19 protein-coding genes are annotated in these 14,507 nt (G+C 32.4%); 9 read left to right on the forward strand and 10 right to left on the reverse strand.

From position 1 onward, the window contains the following. Nucleotides 1-43: 43 nt before the first annotated feature. The 3 genes from OF897_RS15945 to OF897_RS15955 are packed head-to-tail and all read left to right on the forward strand — an operon-like array spanning nt 44 to nt 2,127. Nucleotides 44-958: a DMT family transporter gene (locus OF897_RS15945; protein WP_267266666.1), complete on the forward strand. Its 915-nt coding sequence runs from the start codon at nt 44-46 to the stop codon at nt 956-958. Between the two features lie 36 nt (nt 959-994). Continuing rightward, complete coding sequence (locus tag OF897_RS15950) at nt 995-1,351, forward strand: hypothetical protein (RefSeq protein ID WP_267266667.1); 357 nt, start codon at nt 995-997, stop codon at nt 1,349-1,351. A gap of 32 nt (nt 1,352-1,383) precedes the next feature. Further along, the gene (locus tag OF897_RS15955; RefSeq protein ID WP_267266668.1) at nt 1,384-2,127 is read left to right on the forward strand and encodes a hypothetical protein; all 744 of its coding nucleotides are present in this window, start codon (nt 1,384-1,386) and stop codon (nt 2,125-2,127) included. A 72-nt stretch (nt 2,128-2,199) separates the two neighbouring features. Here the strand turns inward: OF897_RS15955 and OF897_RS15960 are convergent, their stop codons facing one another. Both OF897_RS15960 and OF897_RS15965 read right to left on the reverse strand, forming a co-directional pair. Next, a complete protein-coding gene (locus OF897_RS15960; RefSeq protein WP_267266669.1) occupies nt 2,200-3,309 on the reverse strand; it encodes a 5-(carboxyamino)imidazole ribonucleotide synthase in 1,110 nt (369 codons plus the stop codon). A 26-nt stretch (nt 3,310-3,335) separates the two neighbouring features. After that, a complete protein-coding gene (locus tag OF897_RS15965) occupies nt 3,336-3,899 on the reverse strand; it encodes a DUF1543 domain-containing protein (protein ID WP_267266670.1) in 564 nt (187 codons plus the stop codon). Between the two features lie 74 nt (nt 3,900-3,973). Here OF897_RS15965 and OF897_RS15970 point away from each other — a divergent pair, with 74 nt between their 5' ends. Further along, a complete protein-coding gene (locus tag OF897_RS15970) occupies nt 3,974-4,804 on the forward strand; it encodes a sulfite exporter TauE/SafE family protein (protein WP_267266671.1) in 831 nt (276 codons plus the stop codon). Further along, nucleotides 4,801-5,184 (forward strand): DUF1634 domain-containing protein, encoded by a 384-nt coding sequence (locus OF897_RS15975; protein WP_267266672.1) that lies wholly within the window; start codon nt 4,801-4,803, stop codon nt 5,182-5,184. The genes OF897_RS15970 and OF897_RS15975 overlap by 4 nt, the downstream gene beginning before the upstream one ends. 32 nt (nt 5,185-5,216) lie before the next feature. Here the strand turns inward: OF897_RS15975 and gloA2 are convergent, their stop codons facing one another. Both gloA2 and OF897_RS15985 read right to left on the reverse strand, forming a co-directional pair. Then, nucleotides 5,217-5,594 (reverse strand): SMU1112c/YaeR family gloxylase I-like metalloprotein, encoded by a 378-nt coding sequence (gene gloA2 / locus OF897_RS15980; RefSeq protein WP_267266718.1) that lies wholly within the window; start codon nt 5,592-5,594, stop codon nt 5,217-5,219. An 87-nt stretch (nt 5,595-5,681) separates the two neighbouring features. Then, a complete protein-coding gene (locus tag OF897_RS15985) occupies nt 5,682-6,125 on the reverse strand; it encodes a nuclear transport factor 2 family protein (protein ID WP_267266673.1) in 444 nt (147 codons plus the stop codon). A 128-nt stretch (nt 6,126-6,253) separates the two neighbouring features. Between OF897_RS15985 and OF897_RS15990 the strand changes: the two genes are divergently transcribed. Further along, nucleotides 6,254-7,339, forward strand: coding sequence for an endonuclease/exonuclease/phosphatase family protein (locus tag OF897_RS15990; protein ID WP_267266674.1), 1,086 nt, complete (start codon nt 6,254-6,256; stop codon nt 7,337-7,339). A 66-nt stretch (nt 7,340-7,405) separates the two neighbouring features. Here OF897_RS15990 and OF897_RS15995 read toward each other — a convergent pair whose 3' ends face one another. Next, nucleotides 7,406-8,308, reverse strand: coding sequence for a LysR family transcriptional regulator (locus OF897_RS15995; RefSeq protein WP_267266675.1), 903 nt, complete (start codon nt 8,306-8,308; stop codon nt 7,406-7,408). Between the two features lie 195 nt (nt 8,309-8,503). Between OF897_RS15995 and OF897_RS16000 the strand changes: the two genes are divergently transcribed. Together OF897_RS16000 and OF897_RS16005 are read left to right on the forward strand one after the other, a co-directional pair. After that, a complete protein-coding gene (locus tag OF897_RS16000) occupies nt 8,504-9,118 on the forward strand; it encodes an NAD(P)H-dependent oxidoreductase (RefSeq protein ID WP_267266676.1) in 615 nt (204 codons plus the stop codon). Beyond that, nucleotides 9,118-9,405: a putative quinol monooxygenase gene (locus tag OF897_RS16005; RefSeq protein ID WP_267266677.1), complete on the forward strand. Its 288-nt coding sequence runs from the start codon at nt 9,118-9,120 to the stop codon at nt 9,403-9,405. Before OF897_RS16000 ends, OF897_RS16005 begins: the two co-directional genes overlap by 1 nt. 57 nt (nt 9,406-9,462) lie before the next feature. On the opposite strand, the gene OF897_RS16010 is transcribed toward OF897_RS16005, so the two are convergent. The 3 genes from OF897_RS16010 to OF897_RS16020 all read right to left on the reverse strand — a co-directional run bounded on the left by OF897_RS16010 (nt 9,463) and on the right by OF897_RS16020 (nt 11,161). Continuing rightward, entirely contained in the window at nt 9,463-9,903 is a 441-nt protein-coding gene (locus OF897_RS16010; RefSeq protein WP_267266678.1) for a carboxymuconolactone decarboxylase family protein, read from the reverse strand. Between the two features lie 197 nt (nt 9,904-10,100). After that, complete coding sequence (locus OF897_RS16015) at nt 10,101-10,526, reverse strand: DoxX family membrane protein (protein ID WP_267266679.1); 426 nt, start codon at nt 10,524-10,526, stop codon at nt 10,101-10,103. 62 nt (nt 10,527-10,588) lie between these two features. Further along, nucleotides 10,589-11,161: a Crp/Fnr family transcriptional regulator gene (locus OF897_RS16020; RefSeq protein WP_267266680.1), complete on the reverse strand. Its 573-nt coding sequence runs from the start codon at nt 11,159-11,161 to the stop codon at nt 10,589-10,591. Nucleotides 11,162-11,225: 64 nt separating this feature from the next. Here OF897_RS16020 and OF897_RS16025 point away from each other — a divergent pair, with 64 nt between their 5' ends. After that, entirely contained in the window at nt 11,226-11,591 is a 366-nt protein-coding gene (locus OF897_RS16025; RefSeq protein WP_267266681.1) for a DUF1304 domain-containing protein, read from the forward strand. A 124-nt stretch (nt 11,592-11,715) separates the two neighbouring features. Here OF897_RS16025 and OF897_RS16030 read toward each other — a convergent pair whose 3' ends face one another. Beyond that, nucleotides 11,716-12,183 (reverse strand): thioredoxin domain-containing protein, encoded by a 468-nt coding sequence (locus OF897_RS16030; protein ID WP_267266682.1) that lies wholly within the window; start codon nt 12,181-12,183, stop codon nt 11,716-11,718. A gap of 179 nt (nt 12,184-12,362) precedes the next feature. Then, entirely contained in the window at nt 12,363-14,435 is a 2,073-nt protein-coding gene (locus OF897_RS16035; protein ID WP_267266683.1) for a TonB-dependent receptor plug domain-containing protein, read from the reverse strand. Nucleotides 14,436-14,507: the final 72 nt, after the last annotated feature.

Here is a 14,507-nt window from a genome sequence, read left to right on the forward strand (position 1 = left end):
ACATCAAGAAAATCTTATCTTTACAATTCCATTTCTCTATACTTTGAAAAATTACAAACTTACTTTAGCCATTTTTACCGTTGCCATTGTTTGGGGAACAACATTTTTAGCAATTCGGGTTGCCGTAGAAACAATTCCTGGTTGGTTTGTTGCGGGAATCCGCCAGTTTTTAGCTGCAATAATTATGTTGATTATATTACTCTACAAAAATGAGTTTAAATGGATTGGTTGGAAAAATCTTGGCTACCAACTTATTTTTTCATCATTAATGCTTATCGTCGCAAACGGAATGACAACCGTCGCAGAAGAAGAAGTAACAAGTAGTTTAGCATCATTAATAAGTGCTTGTTCACCCATTGTTGTTTTTCTCGGAAGTGTAGCTATTGGATTACAGAAGTTTAGTTTGAAGGCTTTATTTGGACTTATTTTATGTTTCAGCGGAGTTCTTTTTATTTTTTGGGATGGTATTGAAGATCTCGCCAATCCCGATTATCGTTTGGGAGTCATTTTCCTTCTGATTGCTATTTTAGGTTGGGCTGCAGGAACTATTTTTACAAAAAAACTCAACATTCAAAGTAAAAACATTACCCTTAATCTTTTTTATCAGTTTATTTTTGCGGGTGTTATTCAGCTTTGTTTTGCTTTTTCATTTTCCGAAAACTATAATTTTGAAAACTGGAGTATAAAAAGTATTTCAGCAATGATTTATTTGGCTGTATTCGGTTCGGTTGCAGCATTTTTTGCATTTCATTATGCCCTGACAAAAATTTCACCGGTTCAAGTCTCTATTTTAGCTTATATCAATACGATTATTTCAATTTTCTTGAGTTGGTTGATTTTAGATGAAAAAATTTCGGCTAAATTTATCGTTGCAGCGGTGTTGATTATTGCAGGAGTTTTTATTATTAATTATAAACCAGAACTTTTTAAAAGGAAAAAGGTTGAGGAAAAGGCTTAAAATAAATAAATTACGACGAATAACATTTTATAAACTATGAAAAAAACACTCATAATCTCCATATCAGTAATCGTTTTAATAATTGTATCATTTACCATTTACTGGAACCTTCCCATCGAAATTACCAGAAAATCTGATATTAAAACAGGAAATGAAATCGTTGAAAACATCGAAAACTACCGTAAAAAGAGCTACAAACTTCCTGAGGTTAATGATTGGCAGACTTTGGAACAACTGGGATTACAAAAAGATCATCCCGAAAAACCAGTTTACACAAAAGATGAAACCGGAAATTATGAATTGGTATTTGACGACGGTTTAGGTGGTCCTTATTTATTATGGAATTCAAAAGAAAAAAAATGGACAATTGATTTGCCTAAAATAGCTCCTTAAATTACAGATCAAATAGACTTTAAGATTCAAATATGAAAAATACTTTATTGTTCATTTTCCTATGTTATTTTGGAATTGCAACATCGCAAACTATTCATGATAAAACATTTCATAATGTAATCATAATTGAAAATGATGATGTAATATCAAATGAGAAAGATTACATGCTTAGATTCCCGATCAAGACAACAAAAGGAACTTTGATAATCTTTAACAACTGTAGCTATCTTCCTGCAAAAACCTTTTTCAAAAAAGAATCATTTTTAGAAAAACAGAATAAAATTATCCTTATAACACCAGATTGGAATTATCTAAAAAGTATAAGAGACTCTGATAGAAAAACCGGATATCATTCTACTCCAGTTAGACAAAATAAGATGTATCAAATTGATCGAGTTAAAAATACGGTTGACAGTATAACAATTATAGAAGAATATTTAGAGAAACCAAATACTTACAATTTTGCAAAATCTTATTCAAAAGATTTTAAACCAATTTATATTGAAGAATGTTCTAATAAAAACGGCTTAGTAAATAATGTGAAAAATTTCGAAAAAGAAAATAACATTTCTGTTACAAGTTTGATAAATCAAAATTCTTCATCGAATAAAAAAAACAATTGTATGGTTTTAACCTTTGATTATAATAATTATGATTATCAACAAAGAGTAAATTTTATAAACTTACTAAGACATTTGAATGATGATAAAAATAAATATTATCCAAAAGTATTTTTACCAATAAAATTATCTGACGGAAATAAAGAGCGATTGTAAAATTCAAATATTTTTTGCTGATAATAAAAAAGACTGCTCAAAAGCAGTCTTTCTCAATATATTTTAAAAGCATTAAGCAATCACTCTCACCATTGCTTTTACCTGAATCAACTTCTCCATCAATTCTTCTCTAGAATCTGCCAAAACATTGATGTGTCCCATTTTTCTTCCGGGTTTGGTTTCTGTTTTTCCATAAAGATGAATGTAGGTTTCTGGTAATTTCAAAACCTCTTCCATTCCTTCATAAATTACCTTTCCTGAGAAACCTTCTGCACCTACCAAATTCAGCATTCCGCTGTAAATAATCGCATCTGTATCCGCTAAAGGTAAATTTTTCACCACACGATACATTTGTTCAAACTGAGAATTAGCGTTTCCTTCCTGACTTTGATGTCCAGAATTATGCAATCTTGGAGCTGTTTCATTTACCCAAACTTTGCCTTCTTTATCTAAGAACAGTTCAATCGCAAACAATCCCGGAGAATTGACTGCCGCAAGAAACTTATCTGTAATTGCATAAATTTGATTTTCAATATCCTCAGTCAAATGAACCGGACAAATATTAAAATCAAGTAAATTTAATTTCGGGTCTGCAACCATTTCCGTTACAGGGAAAGTTTGTGTTTCTCCGTTTTCGTTTTTAGCAACAATTACCGAAAGTTCTTTATCAATATCAACCAATTTTTCAAGAACTGAATCCTGAATCCAAAGGTTTTTCATATCTTCGTTGGTACGAATTACCTGAACTCCTTTTCCATCATAACCTCCAGTATTCATTTTTTGCACGAAAGGAAGTGGCATTTTTATTTCATCTGAGCTTCCGTCCATAATTTCAAATTCAGGACTTGGAATATTATTTTCTTCATAAAATTTCTTCTGAAGAATTTTTTGTTGGATAATTTTAATAATCTGAGAATTCGGAACTACTTTGATGCCCTGATTTTCAAGTTCAGCCAAAGCATCTGCGTTTACATGCTCAATTTCAATCGTCACAACATCTTTGCCCTGACCAAAATTTAAGACGGTTTCAAAATCATTAAAACTTCCTTGTGTAAAATGTGAAATATTGTGACAAGGCGCATCTGAAGCCGGATCTAGAGTGTAAAATTCATCATCGTATTTCAAGGCTTCCTGAATCAGCATTCGTCCCAACTGACCGCCTCCTAAAATTCCTATTTTCATTCTATTAGTAGATTTATTTTTAAAATTTATTTAATCTTATCAATCATAAGATAGCCAAGGAAAGTATAGTTTTCCTGATTTTCCTGCTCTGATTTTTTGATTTTTAGTGAATATTTTCCTTTCATTGATTCTGGTAGAATCTCAGTAACACTGAAGATATCGTCGATATCAACACCATATTTTTCATCAATATGACTTCCGGCTCCTTTAAAACCCATCGTCTGGTAAAACTCTGTAGCTTTTGATTTTTTAACAACTTCACCCAAAGTTTTTCCAACCATCAAATGCTGTTCGTGAAATTCTTTAAAATGCTCTGCTTTGTAACCGCCAAGATTTACAAAAAATAACTTTTCTTCGTTATCGGAAGATTGTTTTAGTTCAACAGAAATTTCATATCCATCTGCAAATTTCACTTCCTGATACGCATCAATATGAATTTTCCCTTTTGCTTCCGGCCAGAAATCTTTTAATACGGGAACAAGATCTTTTAGATTTTCTGCAATTCCGAAAAAGACATCATGCTGCTCAATATTTCTACCTTTCGGAGTCGCTCCGAGAATGATGTAAAACAGTTTTAAAGAAGTTTCCATGGTGCAAAAATACGGCAAAAAATAATCTTGAGTTAATGTTTGCCCGAAAACCGCAATAGTTTTATATTTGTAGCATGTCGGAGATTATTATTCTTTTTCTTGGCGCTATCTCGGCCGGACTTCTAGGTTCACTTACCGGTTTGGGAGGAGGAGTTATCATTATCCCTTTATTAACGCTTGGTTTCGGCGTTCCTATGCATTATGCAATTGGTGCGTCACTAATTTCGGTAATCGGAACTTCTTCCGGAGCAGCCGTAGCTTTTGTGAAAGAAGGTTTTACCAACATGAGAATCGGAATGTTTTTAGAAATTGCCACAACTTCCGGTGCGATTGCAGGAGCTTTGGTTTCAGGAATGCTAAATCCGAATACGATTGGAATTATTTTCGCAAGCATCCTTTTGCTTACTGTTATTTTAAACCTAAAAGGAAAACCCGATCATCAGGAATCTTTAATTAAAGGAAGTCTCGAAGATAAACTCAAATTATACGGAACTTTCCCCGATAAAGGTGTTGTGAAAAGCTACGCTGCGAGAAATACAGTCCCAGGATTTTTCATGATGATGTTTGCAGGTGCAATGTCCGGACTTTTGGGAATCGGTTCAGGTGCTTTGAAAGTTTTGGCAATGGATAATATGATGAGATTGCCTTTTAAAGTTTCTACAACGACCAGTAATTTCATGATTGGTGTAACTGCAGTAGCAAGTTCATTGATTTATTTCCAAAGAGGTGAAATTATTCCTGTAATTGTAGCACCTGTTTTAGTAGGTGTTGTTGTGGGAAGTTTTATAGGATCTAAAACTTTAATGGTTTCAAAAACCAAGAAACTGAAGACATTTTTCGCAATTGTGATTACGATTCTTTCAATTTATATGATGTATAACGGTATTAGCAGCAACTTCAAATGAGAAAAAATTTCACAGATGTTGATCTGAACCGTTCGGTAGGAAATCTTCTTCGCTTAGGCGTTATTTTATCGGTTATCACTTCATTGATTGGTTTTGTAAAACTTTTCTTGGAAGGTTTTGAAATGCCAAAAAAATACAGACTTCTCGACATGGGAACTTCTTCCGAAAAAGTTTGGAGTCATTTTTGGGAAACCCTTTGCAAAGGAGAAGGAATGGCAATCATCCAACTCGGAATTCTGATGTTGATTTTCACACCTTTGATGAGAATCATCTTTGCCTTGATCGGTTATTTGAAAGAGAAAGATTACGTTTATGTGATTATTTCTTCGATTGTTTTAGCAATTATGGCGGTGAGTTTCTTTACGGGTTATGCGCATTGATTATAATTGATAATCGATGATTGATAAATGATTTAAGATTCATAAAACTCCAATGGCAATTGATCAGGATCTTGCGTAAAGAAAAACTCTTTTCCGGTAAATTCATCGATACGAATTTCTTCACAGCTTAAACCTTTTTCAATTAATTCATCTCTTTTTTCATTAACGTTCTCTACGGAGAAAGCCAAATGTCTCAAACCACAAGATTCAGGTCTTGAAGGTCGTTCTGGAGGATTTGGAAATGAAAATAGTTCAATTACATAATGCTCTCCGATTGCTAAATCAAGTTTGTAAGACTGCCGTTCTTCACGATAGACTTCACGGATAATATTTAATTCTAAAACTTCGGTATAGAATTTTTTTGAAACTTCGTAATCTGAGCAAATAATTGCGATGTGATGAATTTTCATGTAGATTTTATTGTTTTTATAGGTCATATGCAATCGCGTCATTTTCATTGATGTTTCAGTCTGCAAATCATGGCGATTTCATTTAACTTATTTTTTACAGTTTTCCTTTCTTCTTGTATCGATTAAATATTGAATTTTCCAGATATTATTTTGTTTTACCAACTGAAAACTATTCGCACCACAATGTGAAAATTTTCCTTTAAAATAAAATTCATACGGTGTAAAAACACTGGCAAGATTTCCATCAATTTGAATGGAAACAAAATTTATTCTTTCGTCTAAATCATTTTTAGAAGAGTTTGATACAGAAGTGAAAAAAATTTTCAGATCATCCGTTTTAATCGTTCCATCTTTTGAAACAGTTTGTAGAATTGCATTTTCTGAAAATGCAGAGCTTAACATTTTAGCATCCGCATTTTTCATTCCTGTAAAGAGATTATTAATGGTTTCTTTTACTAGATTTTCTTCTAAATTCTGACCAAAACATAGACAATGTAGAAATAAAACGAGAACTAAAAACACTTTTTTCATTTGTCGGGGTATTGAAGTTTAAAATTAATGAATTTCAAGCTTGAATTTATATTAATAATTTAATTTAAAAAATATTTTCATGTAGATAAAGACAAAATATCTTAATTTTATCTCTTTATTGAACGTATATGCCGATCATTTACTATATTTTAATTTCTTTATTATTCATTTTCGCTGCTTTACCAAAAATCCCAAGTCAACACTGGATTTTCAGAGTTCCAGATTTTGGTAAAATTCAGGTAACATACATCAGTTTATTCACATTTGTTTTCGGATTTTTTATCAAAGATTCTATTGATTACTTTTGGTATTTTCAAGGTTTTTTACTGGCACTATTTGTTTATCACGGAATTATTTTGATTAAATACACTCCGCTTTATCCGGTAAAAAAACATGAGAGAAATTCTCATTCTTCAAAAAAAATTCATTTTATTTCGGCAAATATTTATCAGTTTAATAAAGAGTTTGACCGTTTTATTGATTTAATCAAACGAAACAAGCCAGAAATGTTTTTAACGATGGAAAGCGACAGTCATTGGGAAAAAGCATTGCAGGTTTTAGAAAAAGACTATCCGTATCATCATAAAGTGACTCTTGAAAACACGTACGGAATGCATTTTTATTCAAAAATAAAAATCGAAGACTCAAAAACTCATTATTTTGTAGCCGATGACATTCCTTCTATTGAAGCACATTTAAAGACAGAAGACGGTTTTGAGTTTGTATTTTTCGGAGTTCATCCGCCACCTCCAAGTCCGACAGAAGAAGAAACTTCGAAAGAGCGAGACGGCGACTTGTTAAGTACGGGAAAAAGAGTTATTGAAATTAAAAAACCCGTGATTGTTGTTGGAGATTTCAATAACGTCGCATGGTCTAAATCTTCCATTTTATTCAGAAAAACAAGCGAATTGATTGATCCTAGAATTGGTCGTGCATTTGTATCAACTTTTCATGCAAAATATAGGTTATTCAGATTTCCGATTGATTTGATGTTTCACAGTGAAGATGTTTTTATTGAGGAATTAAAAACGCTTGAAAACTTTGGCTCAGACCACCTTCCGGTTTATTGTGAGTTTTTTATCGATCATAAAAATGATGAACAGGAAGAGCGTATTGAAACAGCCGATTCTGAAGAAAAACAGGAAGCCGAGGAAATGATTGAGGAAGGAAAACAAGAAGACGGGGAACGAGATACTGTTGTGACAGAGGATTAATAATTAATTTACAAGAACTAAAAACAATATATTTATTTACATTGTGACCAACACCCCACTTTTACATTATATTCCATCCATCACTTGTCTAAAAAGACTTTTAATATGATCAATTTCTGCTTGATACATCGTTTTTTTTCTGCATCCGAAATACAAAGTATTTTCTAATTTTTTTTCACCTTCCCAAATCAATTTTACCTCACCGCTTTCCAACTCATCCTTACATAAAAAACCAGGAACTACCGCCAAACCGTTTCCGCCTTTCAAGCAACGAATAATAGAGTTGAGATTCGGAACAATATAATTCGGTCGAAAATTAGGTTTATGCCCGAAATTCTGAAGCCAAAATTGGAAAAGATGTTCCATATCTCCAGTTGTTCCATACCATTTATCTTGTTTTAGCCATTCTTCTATTTTTTGAAAGTCTTTAGTTTTTAAAACTTCTTTAAAATTATCTGTATCAACATTTTTTCCACCTACCAAAATAATTTGTTCAGATGAAAACGCTTCGTGTAAAATATTAGGAGAAGTTCCTTTTTTGGGTGTAATGATTAAATCTAAAATTCCTTTATCTAATTGATCTAGCATTTCAGGATATTCACCAAAATTAATAATCAGATTAAAGTCTAACGTTGAAACATACTGTTCTAAAGTGGTCTGAAAGGTTTCAAAACACATTCCTACACTAATTGTCGGAGTGGTTTTTTCGGTAGATTTCTGGAAGTTTTTTTCAACTTCTTCCAATTTAGTTAATGGTTCTAAAATCGCATTAAATAAAACCTTCCCCCTTTCTGTCGGAATCATTTTTCGCCCGGTTCTGTCGAATAATTTATACCCAACATAAGCTTCCAAAGAACCTAAATGCAGACTAACTCCTGGCTGTGAAATGAACAGAGAATCTGCCGCTCCTGTTAAAGTTCCAGTTTTATATATTGCTTTAAAAGTTCTGTACCATTCAAGATTTACCATAATTTTTGTATCAATTGTAAATTTGCTTTGCAGTCAATTTTCAATTCTCATAAATTCACAAGCGAAGTAAATTAACAATTCACTATTCACTTCTTGATTCATCAGAATTATAATACAAAGGTATAAATTATATTATTTTAATTATACAAAACTCCAACATAACTTTGCATCATAAATTTAAACAATCATACAACAATGAAAAAAGTATTAGTTATCAACGGTGCACAAAACTTTGGACATTCCGGAGGAAAATATAATCAGACTATTGCAGAAAATACACTTGAAGTTTTAAAAAACTTTGAAAATGTAGAAGTAAAAGTGACAACCGTAGATGAAGGTTTTGATAAAAATGCAGAAGTAGAAAAATTCGTTTGGGCAGATTTCATCATTTATCACACGCCAATCTGGTGGTTTCAATTGCCAAATGGTTTCAAAAAATATATTGATGAAGTTTTCACAGCAGGTCATGCAAAAGGAATTTATATGAGTGACGGCAGAAGTTCAGAAAATCCGAAAATCAACTACGGAACCGGCGGAATGTTGGGTGGAAGAAAATACATGGTTACCACAAGCTGGAATGCTCCAGAAACGGCTTTTACACTTCCGGGAGAATTTTTCAATGAAACAAGTGTTGATGAAGGAGCGTTATTTGGTTTTCACAGAATGAACGCCTTTGTTTCTTTAGAAAAAATGGAAAGTTTTCACTTTCATGACGTTGAAAAAAATGCAAATATTGAACGTGATATGAAATTGTATAGAGAACACGTTAAAACCGTTTTTGAAAATGAATTAAAACCACAATTAGTCTGATGAAAATTTATTTAACTGCCATTATCAAGTCAAAAGAAGAATACAGAAACGAAGTTTTGGAAGTTCTTCAAAATATGGTAACTGAAACCCGAAAAGAAGAAGCCAACGAATTGTACACGCTTCATCAGGGAATTGAAGATAAAAATCAATTCGTTTTCTACGAAATCTGGAAAAGTGAAGAAGGTTTAGCAGACCACAATCAACAATCTTACATTCAAGCTTTCGGAGCTTTGGTTGATGAAAAACTTCAGGAAAAACCTCAGATTTATTTAACTCAGATTATTTAAAATAAAAAATAGCTTCTCAGAATCTGAGAAGCTATTTTTTTCAAACCAATTATTCTATTATTTTGGCACTTGTAAATGTGTAGAAATTGCAATTCTATTCCACATATTGATCGTAATTACCGCCATAATGATAGTTCTTATTTGCTCTTCGTCAAAAAACTGAGTTGCCTTTTCGTACGTTTCATCAGTTAATCCCTTCTGGCTGATTAAAGTGATTTCTTCGGTCATTGCCAAAATTACTTTTTCTTCTTCCGTGAATAAATCTGTTTCTCTCCAAGCATTTAAAAGGAAAAGTCTTTGCGCTGTTTCACCATATTTTAAAGCATCTTTTGTGTGCATATCCAAACAAAATGCACATTGATTGATTTGTGATGCTCTCGTTTTGATTAATTCTTTTTGAATGTTGCTTAAAGAAGTGTTTTGTAAAGTCATTTCCAGATTCATCATTGCTTTGTAAGATTCTGAATTGGCATTTAAGATTTTAATACGTGTACTCATTACTGTCTGTTTTTGTTATATTACTAAATTTGTTATTCTGTGAAATCATGTTGCAGCCCGACTTGAACGGAAATCCTTTTTTTGATGGCTGAGCTTACCGAAGCCATCGAAAAAAGATTGGGAGTGGAAAGCATAAACGAGATGAAGCGAACGCTTTATCGAAGTTTACGAAAGAAGTTCTTTGCTGCCCAAAAAAATTAATTATTCTTCGCTAAAAGTTCATCAATACTGAATGAATATTTCTCCTGACCTGCCAATAAAAATGCAGCTGCACTTCCTATCCAGACTGAATAATCCAGAGGAGCTTTTACACCTAATGAAACGGTCATCGATAAAGCGAAAATCAGTAATAAAAATCCGATTCCATAAGAGGCAATTTTAGTTTTGAAACCTAAAATCAGCATGAATGGAAACAAAATTTCTAAAAAAGTAGCAGAGTACGCTGAAAAAACGCTTAAACTTTCAGGAAGAAAAAACGTGAGTTGCTTTGTATAATTCTCAAAGTTCTCCCAAGCAGAATTTTTTCCCCAAAATCCGAATCGATCTGCTACGGCGGAAAGCATTGCTACCGAGATAGCGAGTCTTAAAAATAATTGTGGATAATGAACTATTTTTGGCGTCATGATGTTTGCTTTAATTACATGACAAAGTTGCGACATAGGAACCGCAAAAATCTTAAACTGGTTTAAGAACGTAATTTTGCTCTGATTTCACTCAGATATTCCGGAGTAAAACCTAAAAAAGAGGCAATTAAATATTGTGGAATCCTCTGAATAAACCAAGGATATAACGTGCTGAAATGCACATACAATTCCTCTCTACTAAGTTCGTACAAATAACGGATGCGTCTTTCTGAAGCAGCATACGCTCTTTGGTAGATCATTCTGAAATAACGTTCCATCACGGGATGTTTTTTCAACAATTCTTCCTGAGTCTGAAGATTAATTTCAAGAATAACAGATTTCTCAACCGATTGAATGCAAAAGTTGGATTTAATTTGTCGTTCGTAAGCAAAAGTATCAGTCATCCACCAGTTTTCGATGGCAAATTCGGTGGTTCGTTCGACTCCTTTTTCATTGACAAAAAACTTTCTCAGACAACCTTTAACTACAAAATACATTGAGTGACAAATTTCGCCGTCATTCATTAAGATATGTTTCTTCTTAACTTCCACAACTTTGAAAAAAGAAAGAACAGAAGCAAATTCTTCGTCATTAATAGTAATAAATTTATCTAAATGTGCCTTGAAAGTTTCCATTTTTGAAATTGAATACTCAAACTTAACTTTATTTTTTTAGTTTTACAATGATAAAAATCGAATCATGGAAATTGTTGCTAAAATTCTTATTGCAGTTGTGGCTTTAGAGCATTTATATATTCTCTGGATGGAAATGTTTGCATGGGAAACCAAAGGAAAAGAAGTTTTCAAAGCTGCTTTACCCGCAGAAATGTTTAAACCTACAAAAGGTTTAGCTGCCAATCAAGGATTGTATAATGGTTTTTTGGCTGCAGGATTAATTTGGTCTTTTTTTATTGAAGACCCGAAATGGCAAACGAATATTGCTTTGTTTTTCTTGAGTTGTGTAGCGATTGCAGGAATTTATGGTGCAGTTTCAGCCACGAAAAAAATCTTTTTTGTACAGGCTTTACCTGCGATTTTGGGGATTGTTGCCGTTTTGTTAAAATAATTTTCTCTCACAGATTAGGTTGATTTTGCAGATTATTAAGTAATAAAAAACAGCCGTAAAATCTCCCGAATCTATGAGAAAACTCAATATAAGTTTGGAAATTAAAGCTGTCAATAATATAAAATTACAATTCAAAAATTTCTGTCAACTTTTCCTTTAATTTTTCAAGTTTAAATAGACCTTCGTGATAATAAATAAGATTCTGATCTTTATCTAAAATAATCCACAAAGGATAAATCGGTTGACTTTTTTTTTTAGATAAAGCCAAAGCAAGCTCATGAATTCCTGAATTTCCGTTTGGTAAATAATTAAATTCTTGCCCTTGAAAATTGATTTTCTCTTTTGTTTTTTCTGCTTCAAAATTGATAAAGTAAAAATTTTCATTCATTGTTTTAACCAAATCTTTATCTTTATTTAAGTTAAAAGACTCAATTTTACAAACTGAGCACCAACTCGTATAAATATGAATAATAATCGGCTTCGGATTATCATTTTGCTGAATTTCCAAATCCGAAAAAGTGCCTGTTTTCATCTGCGAAAGACAAAAACACGGCACAAACATTAAAAATAAAAATATCGTTAAGATTCTCATTTCATAAATTTTATGATTTTATTTTTACCGCAAAAGAGAAAAAAGATTTTCAAACCTTTCTAAGATATTTAAAAGTTGATAAAAGCATAATGTTTAAAATTTTGCATTTTGTAAGCTTTTGAATATCTATTTTTTCAATCATTTCTTTTACTTCTTTTGTGGTAAAATTTCATATATCATTATTTTAAAATATATTTAACACCCAGAAAACCTCGTATTTTTTGCATAGGAGCGTATCCGTAAGTTGTATCAAAAGTATAATAATTGGGATTATTAATCGGGTCATCAACATTTTTATCAAAAGGATCAAACGGTCGCATCAATGGATCTTTCGGTGTGAAATTGAACAGATTTTTAATTCCGCAATACACTTCAAATCCTGATTTGAAACTTTTCGAAACCTGAATATTGGCTAAATTATAAAATGGCGAATATCCGGGTCGATAATCATTCGGTAAAACAGGCAATCGCATCGGTCCGTAAAACTGTCCTGTAAAATCAATCGTCAAATTACTCGGAAATTTATAGGTTAAATTGTACGTTCCACTCCATTTTGGAGCATGAAGCTGTTGTGATTTTTGTCTGTCATCATCAAATCTTTGGTACACATCAAGATATGTTACACCCAAATTGATACTTAATGGAAAATTAAAAGTATAATCCAAATTCAAAGAAGCTCCTCTCGAAATCCCATAACCTTGAAGGTTATCGTAAATAATTTTCTGAGGATCTGTATCAAAATCACCAACAATTTTATTGCTGAAATAGGTATAAAATGCAGAAGCATCAAGATTAAGCAATTTGTCCCCAACAGGAATTTTCCAAATATAATTTAAATTTCCGTTGATCGATTTTTCAGGTTTTAAATTTGATTTAATAACAACATCACGTGAGCCTGTCAAAGCTGCATGATCTTCTGTAAACAAATTCACCACACGAAAGCCCGTTCCAAAATTGAATCTCAACGTATGATAAGGATTGGGCGAAAACTTCCAAGCAAAACGCGGTGAATGTACCGCATGATGAATTTTATCATAATCGAATCTGTAACCGATTAACAATGTATTTTTTTCGTTAATTTCCCACTGATCCTGAATAAATAGTCCGAAAATCGGGGATTTCATCGGTTCGTTTAGCAATCCGTCATTAGACAATGTTCCGGGCGTATTATCATCATAATAGGTTTTCTTAAAAGTAGCTCCTAAAATCAAATCATGATTTCCCAATTTCTTATCCCAATAGGTTTGCGTAAAAGCTACTTTTTGCGTCGCCAGAAAAGGGTTACTTCCGTAAAAAGAATTTTGATCATGAAAATTAAACGAAAACTGAGTCACAATATTTTCTTTCATTGGCCATTGATAGATTCCAAAAGCTTCGACTCGATTGGTATAAATACTTTCTCCGTAAATTTCATCACTTCCACGATAGGATTTATTCCACTGCATTTCTCCACCAAAACGGTCTTCATATAAATACCTCAACGCAAAACTTGCCAATCGATTTTCTTTTCGCTGGAAATTCCATTTATTAAAAATCGAAATTCTGTTTTGTAACGCTGCATCCGTAAAATTGTCATTATTTTCGTCAAATCTTTTGGTAGAATTAAAATAATTTAGGCTTAATAATGAAGCAATATTTTTATTTATGTTAAATTTCGTTGAAAAATCAACATTATTTTCTGCCCAGCTTGTTGTCATTACATCGACACTTAATTTCGGAGCTGTCAAAGCATTTTTTGTAATAATATTAATCACTCCGCCCATCGCTTCAGAGCCATACAATGACGAAGCCGGGCCTTTTACAACCTCAATTCTGTCCACCAAACTATTTGGAATTCCGCTTAACCCGTAGACTGTTGAAAGTGAACTTACAATCGGCATCCCATCAATCAAAATCATTGTATAAGGTCCTTCCAATCCGTTGATGTGAATGTCTCCCGTATTACAAACGGAGCAATTAAGCTGAGGTTTTACACCATTTACCATCGCAATCGCTTCAAAAATATTCGGAGTGGGATTTTTCTGGAAAAATTTTTGACTGTAAATTTCCACTGCAACCGGACTTTTTGATTTGCTGACAGGTTTCAAAGTTCCTGTAATCACAACATCATCAATATCTCTCGTCTTAATTTCTTTTTTAACAGGAGCTTTTATTGAATCTGTTTTTTTAGAAGGACTTACAGTTAAACTATATGTTTCCTGAGCGAAACAAAATGAGGATAAAAAAAGAGCAGAAAATAATATTCGTTGCATGAAATTAAAATTGTTAGACAAAACTAACATTTATTTTTAGAATACCAAAACTAATTTTATTAACCTTGGAGA

Origin of the sequence: Chryseobacterium formosum (assembly GCF_026460885.1) — a bacterium.
In the GTDB taxonomy this organism is placed as follows: Bacteria; Bacteroidota; Bacteroidia; order Flavobacteriales; family Weeksellaceae; genus Chryseobacterium; species Chryseobacterium formosus.

Excerpts from the sequence above, each read along its gene's own strand:
- OF897_RS15950 (WP_267266667.1), top strand. The coding sequence starts at position 995 with ATGAAAAAAACACTCATAATCTCCATATCAGTAATCGTTTTAATAATT.
- OF897_RS15955 (WP_267266668.1), top strand. The coding sequence starts at position 1,384 with ATGAAAAATACTTTATTGTTCATTTTCCTATGTTATTTTGGAATTGCA.
- OF897_RS15960 (WP_267266669.1), bottom strand. The coding sequence starts at position 3,309 with ATGAAAATAGGAATTTTAGGAGGCGGTCAGTTGGGACGAATGCTGATT.
- OF897_RS15965 (WP_267266670.1), bottom strand. The coding sequence starts at position 3,899 with ATGGAAACTTCTTTAAAACTGTTTTACATCATTCTCGGAGCGACTCCG.
- OF897_RS15970 (WP_267266671.1), top strand. The coding sequence starts at position 3,974 with ATGTCGGAGATTATTATTCTTTTTCTTGGCGCTATCTCGGCCGGACTT.
- OF897_RS15975 (WP_267266672.1), top strand. The coding sequence starts at position 4,801 with ATGAGAAAAAATTTCACAGATGTTGATCTGAACCGTTCGGTAGGAAAT.
- gloA2 (WP_267266718.1), bottom strand. The coding sequence starts at position 5,594 with ATGAAAATTCATCACATCGCAATTATTTGCTCAGATTACGAAGTTTCA.
- OF897_RS15985 (WP_267266673.1), bottom strand. The coding sequence starts at position 6,125 with ATGAAAAAAGTGTTTTTAGTTCTCGTTTTATTTCTACATTGTCTATGT.
- OF897_RS15990 (WP_267266674.1), top strand. The coding sequence starts at position 6,254 with ATGCCGATCATTTACTATATTTTAATTTCTTTATTATTCATTTTCGCT.
- OF897_RS15995 (WP_267266675.1), bottom strand. The coding sequence starts at position 8,308 with ATGGTAAATCTTGAATGGTACAGAACTTTTAAAGCAATATATAAAACT.
- OF897_RS16000 (WP_267266676.1), top strand. The coding sequence starts at position 8,504 with ATGAAAAAAGTATTAGTTATCAACGGTGCACAAAACTTTGGACATTCC.
- OF897_RS16005 (WP_267266677.1), top strand. The coding sequence starts at position 9,118 with ATGAAAATTTATTTAACTGCCATTATCAAGTCAAAAGAAGAATACAGA.
- OF897_RS16010 (WP_267266678.1), bottom strand. The coding sequence starts at position 9,903 with ATGAGTACACGTATTAAAATCTTAAATGCCAATTCAGAATCTTACAAA.
- OF897_RS16015 (WP_267266679.1), bottom strand. The coding sequence starts at position 10,526 with ATGACGCCAAAAATAGTTCATTATCCACAATTATTTTTAAGACTCGCT.
- OF897_RS16020 (WP_267266680.1), bottom strand. The coding sequence starts at position 11,161 with ATGGAAACTTTCAAGGCACATTTAGATAAATTTATTACTATTAATGAC.
- OF897_RS16025 (WP_267266681.1), top strand. The coding sequence starts at position 11,226 with ATGGAAATTGTTGCTAAAATTCTTATTGCAGTTGTGGCTTTAGAGCAT.
- OF897_RS16030 (WP_267266682.1), bottom strand. The coding sequence starts at position 12,183 with ATGAGAATCTTAACGATATTTTTATTTTTAATGTTTGTGCCGTGTTTT.
- OF897_RS16035 (WP_267266683.1), bottom strand. The coding sequence starts at position 14,435 with ATGCAACGAATATTATTTTCTGCTCTTTTTTTATCCTCATTTTGTTTC.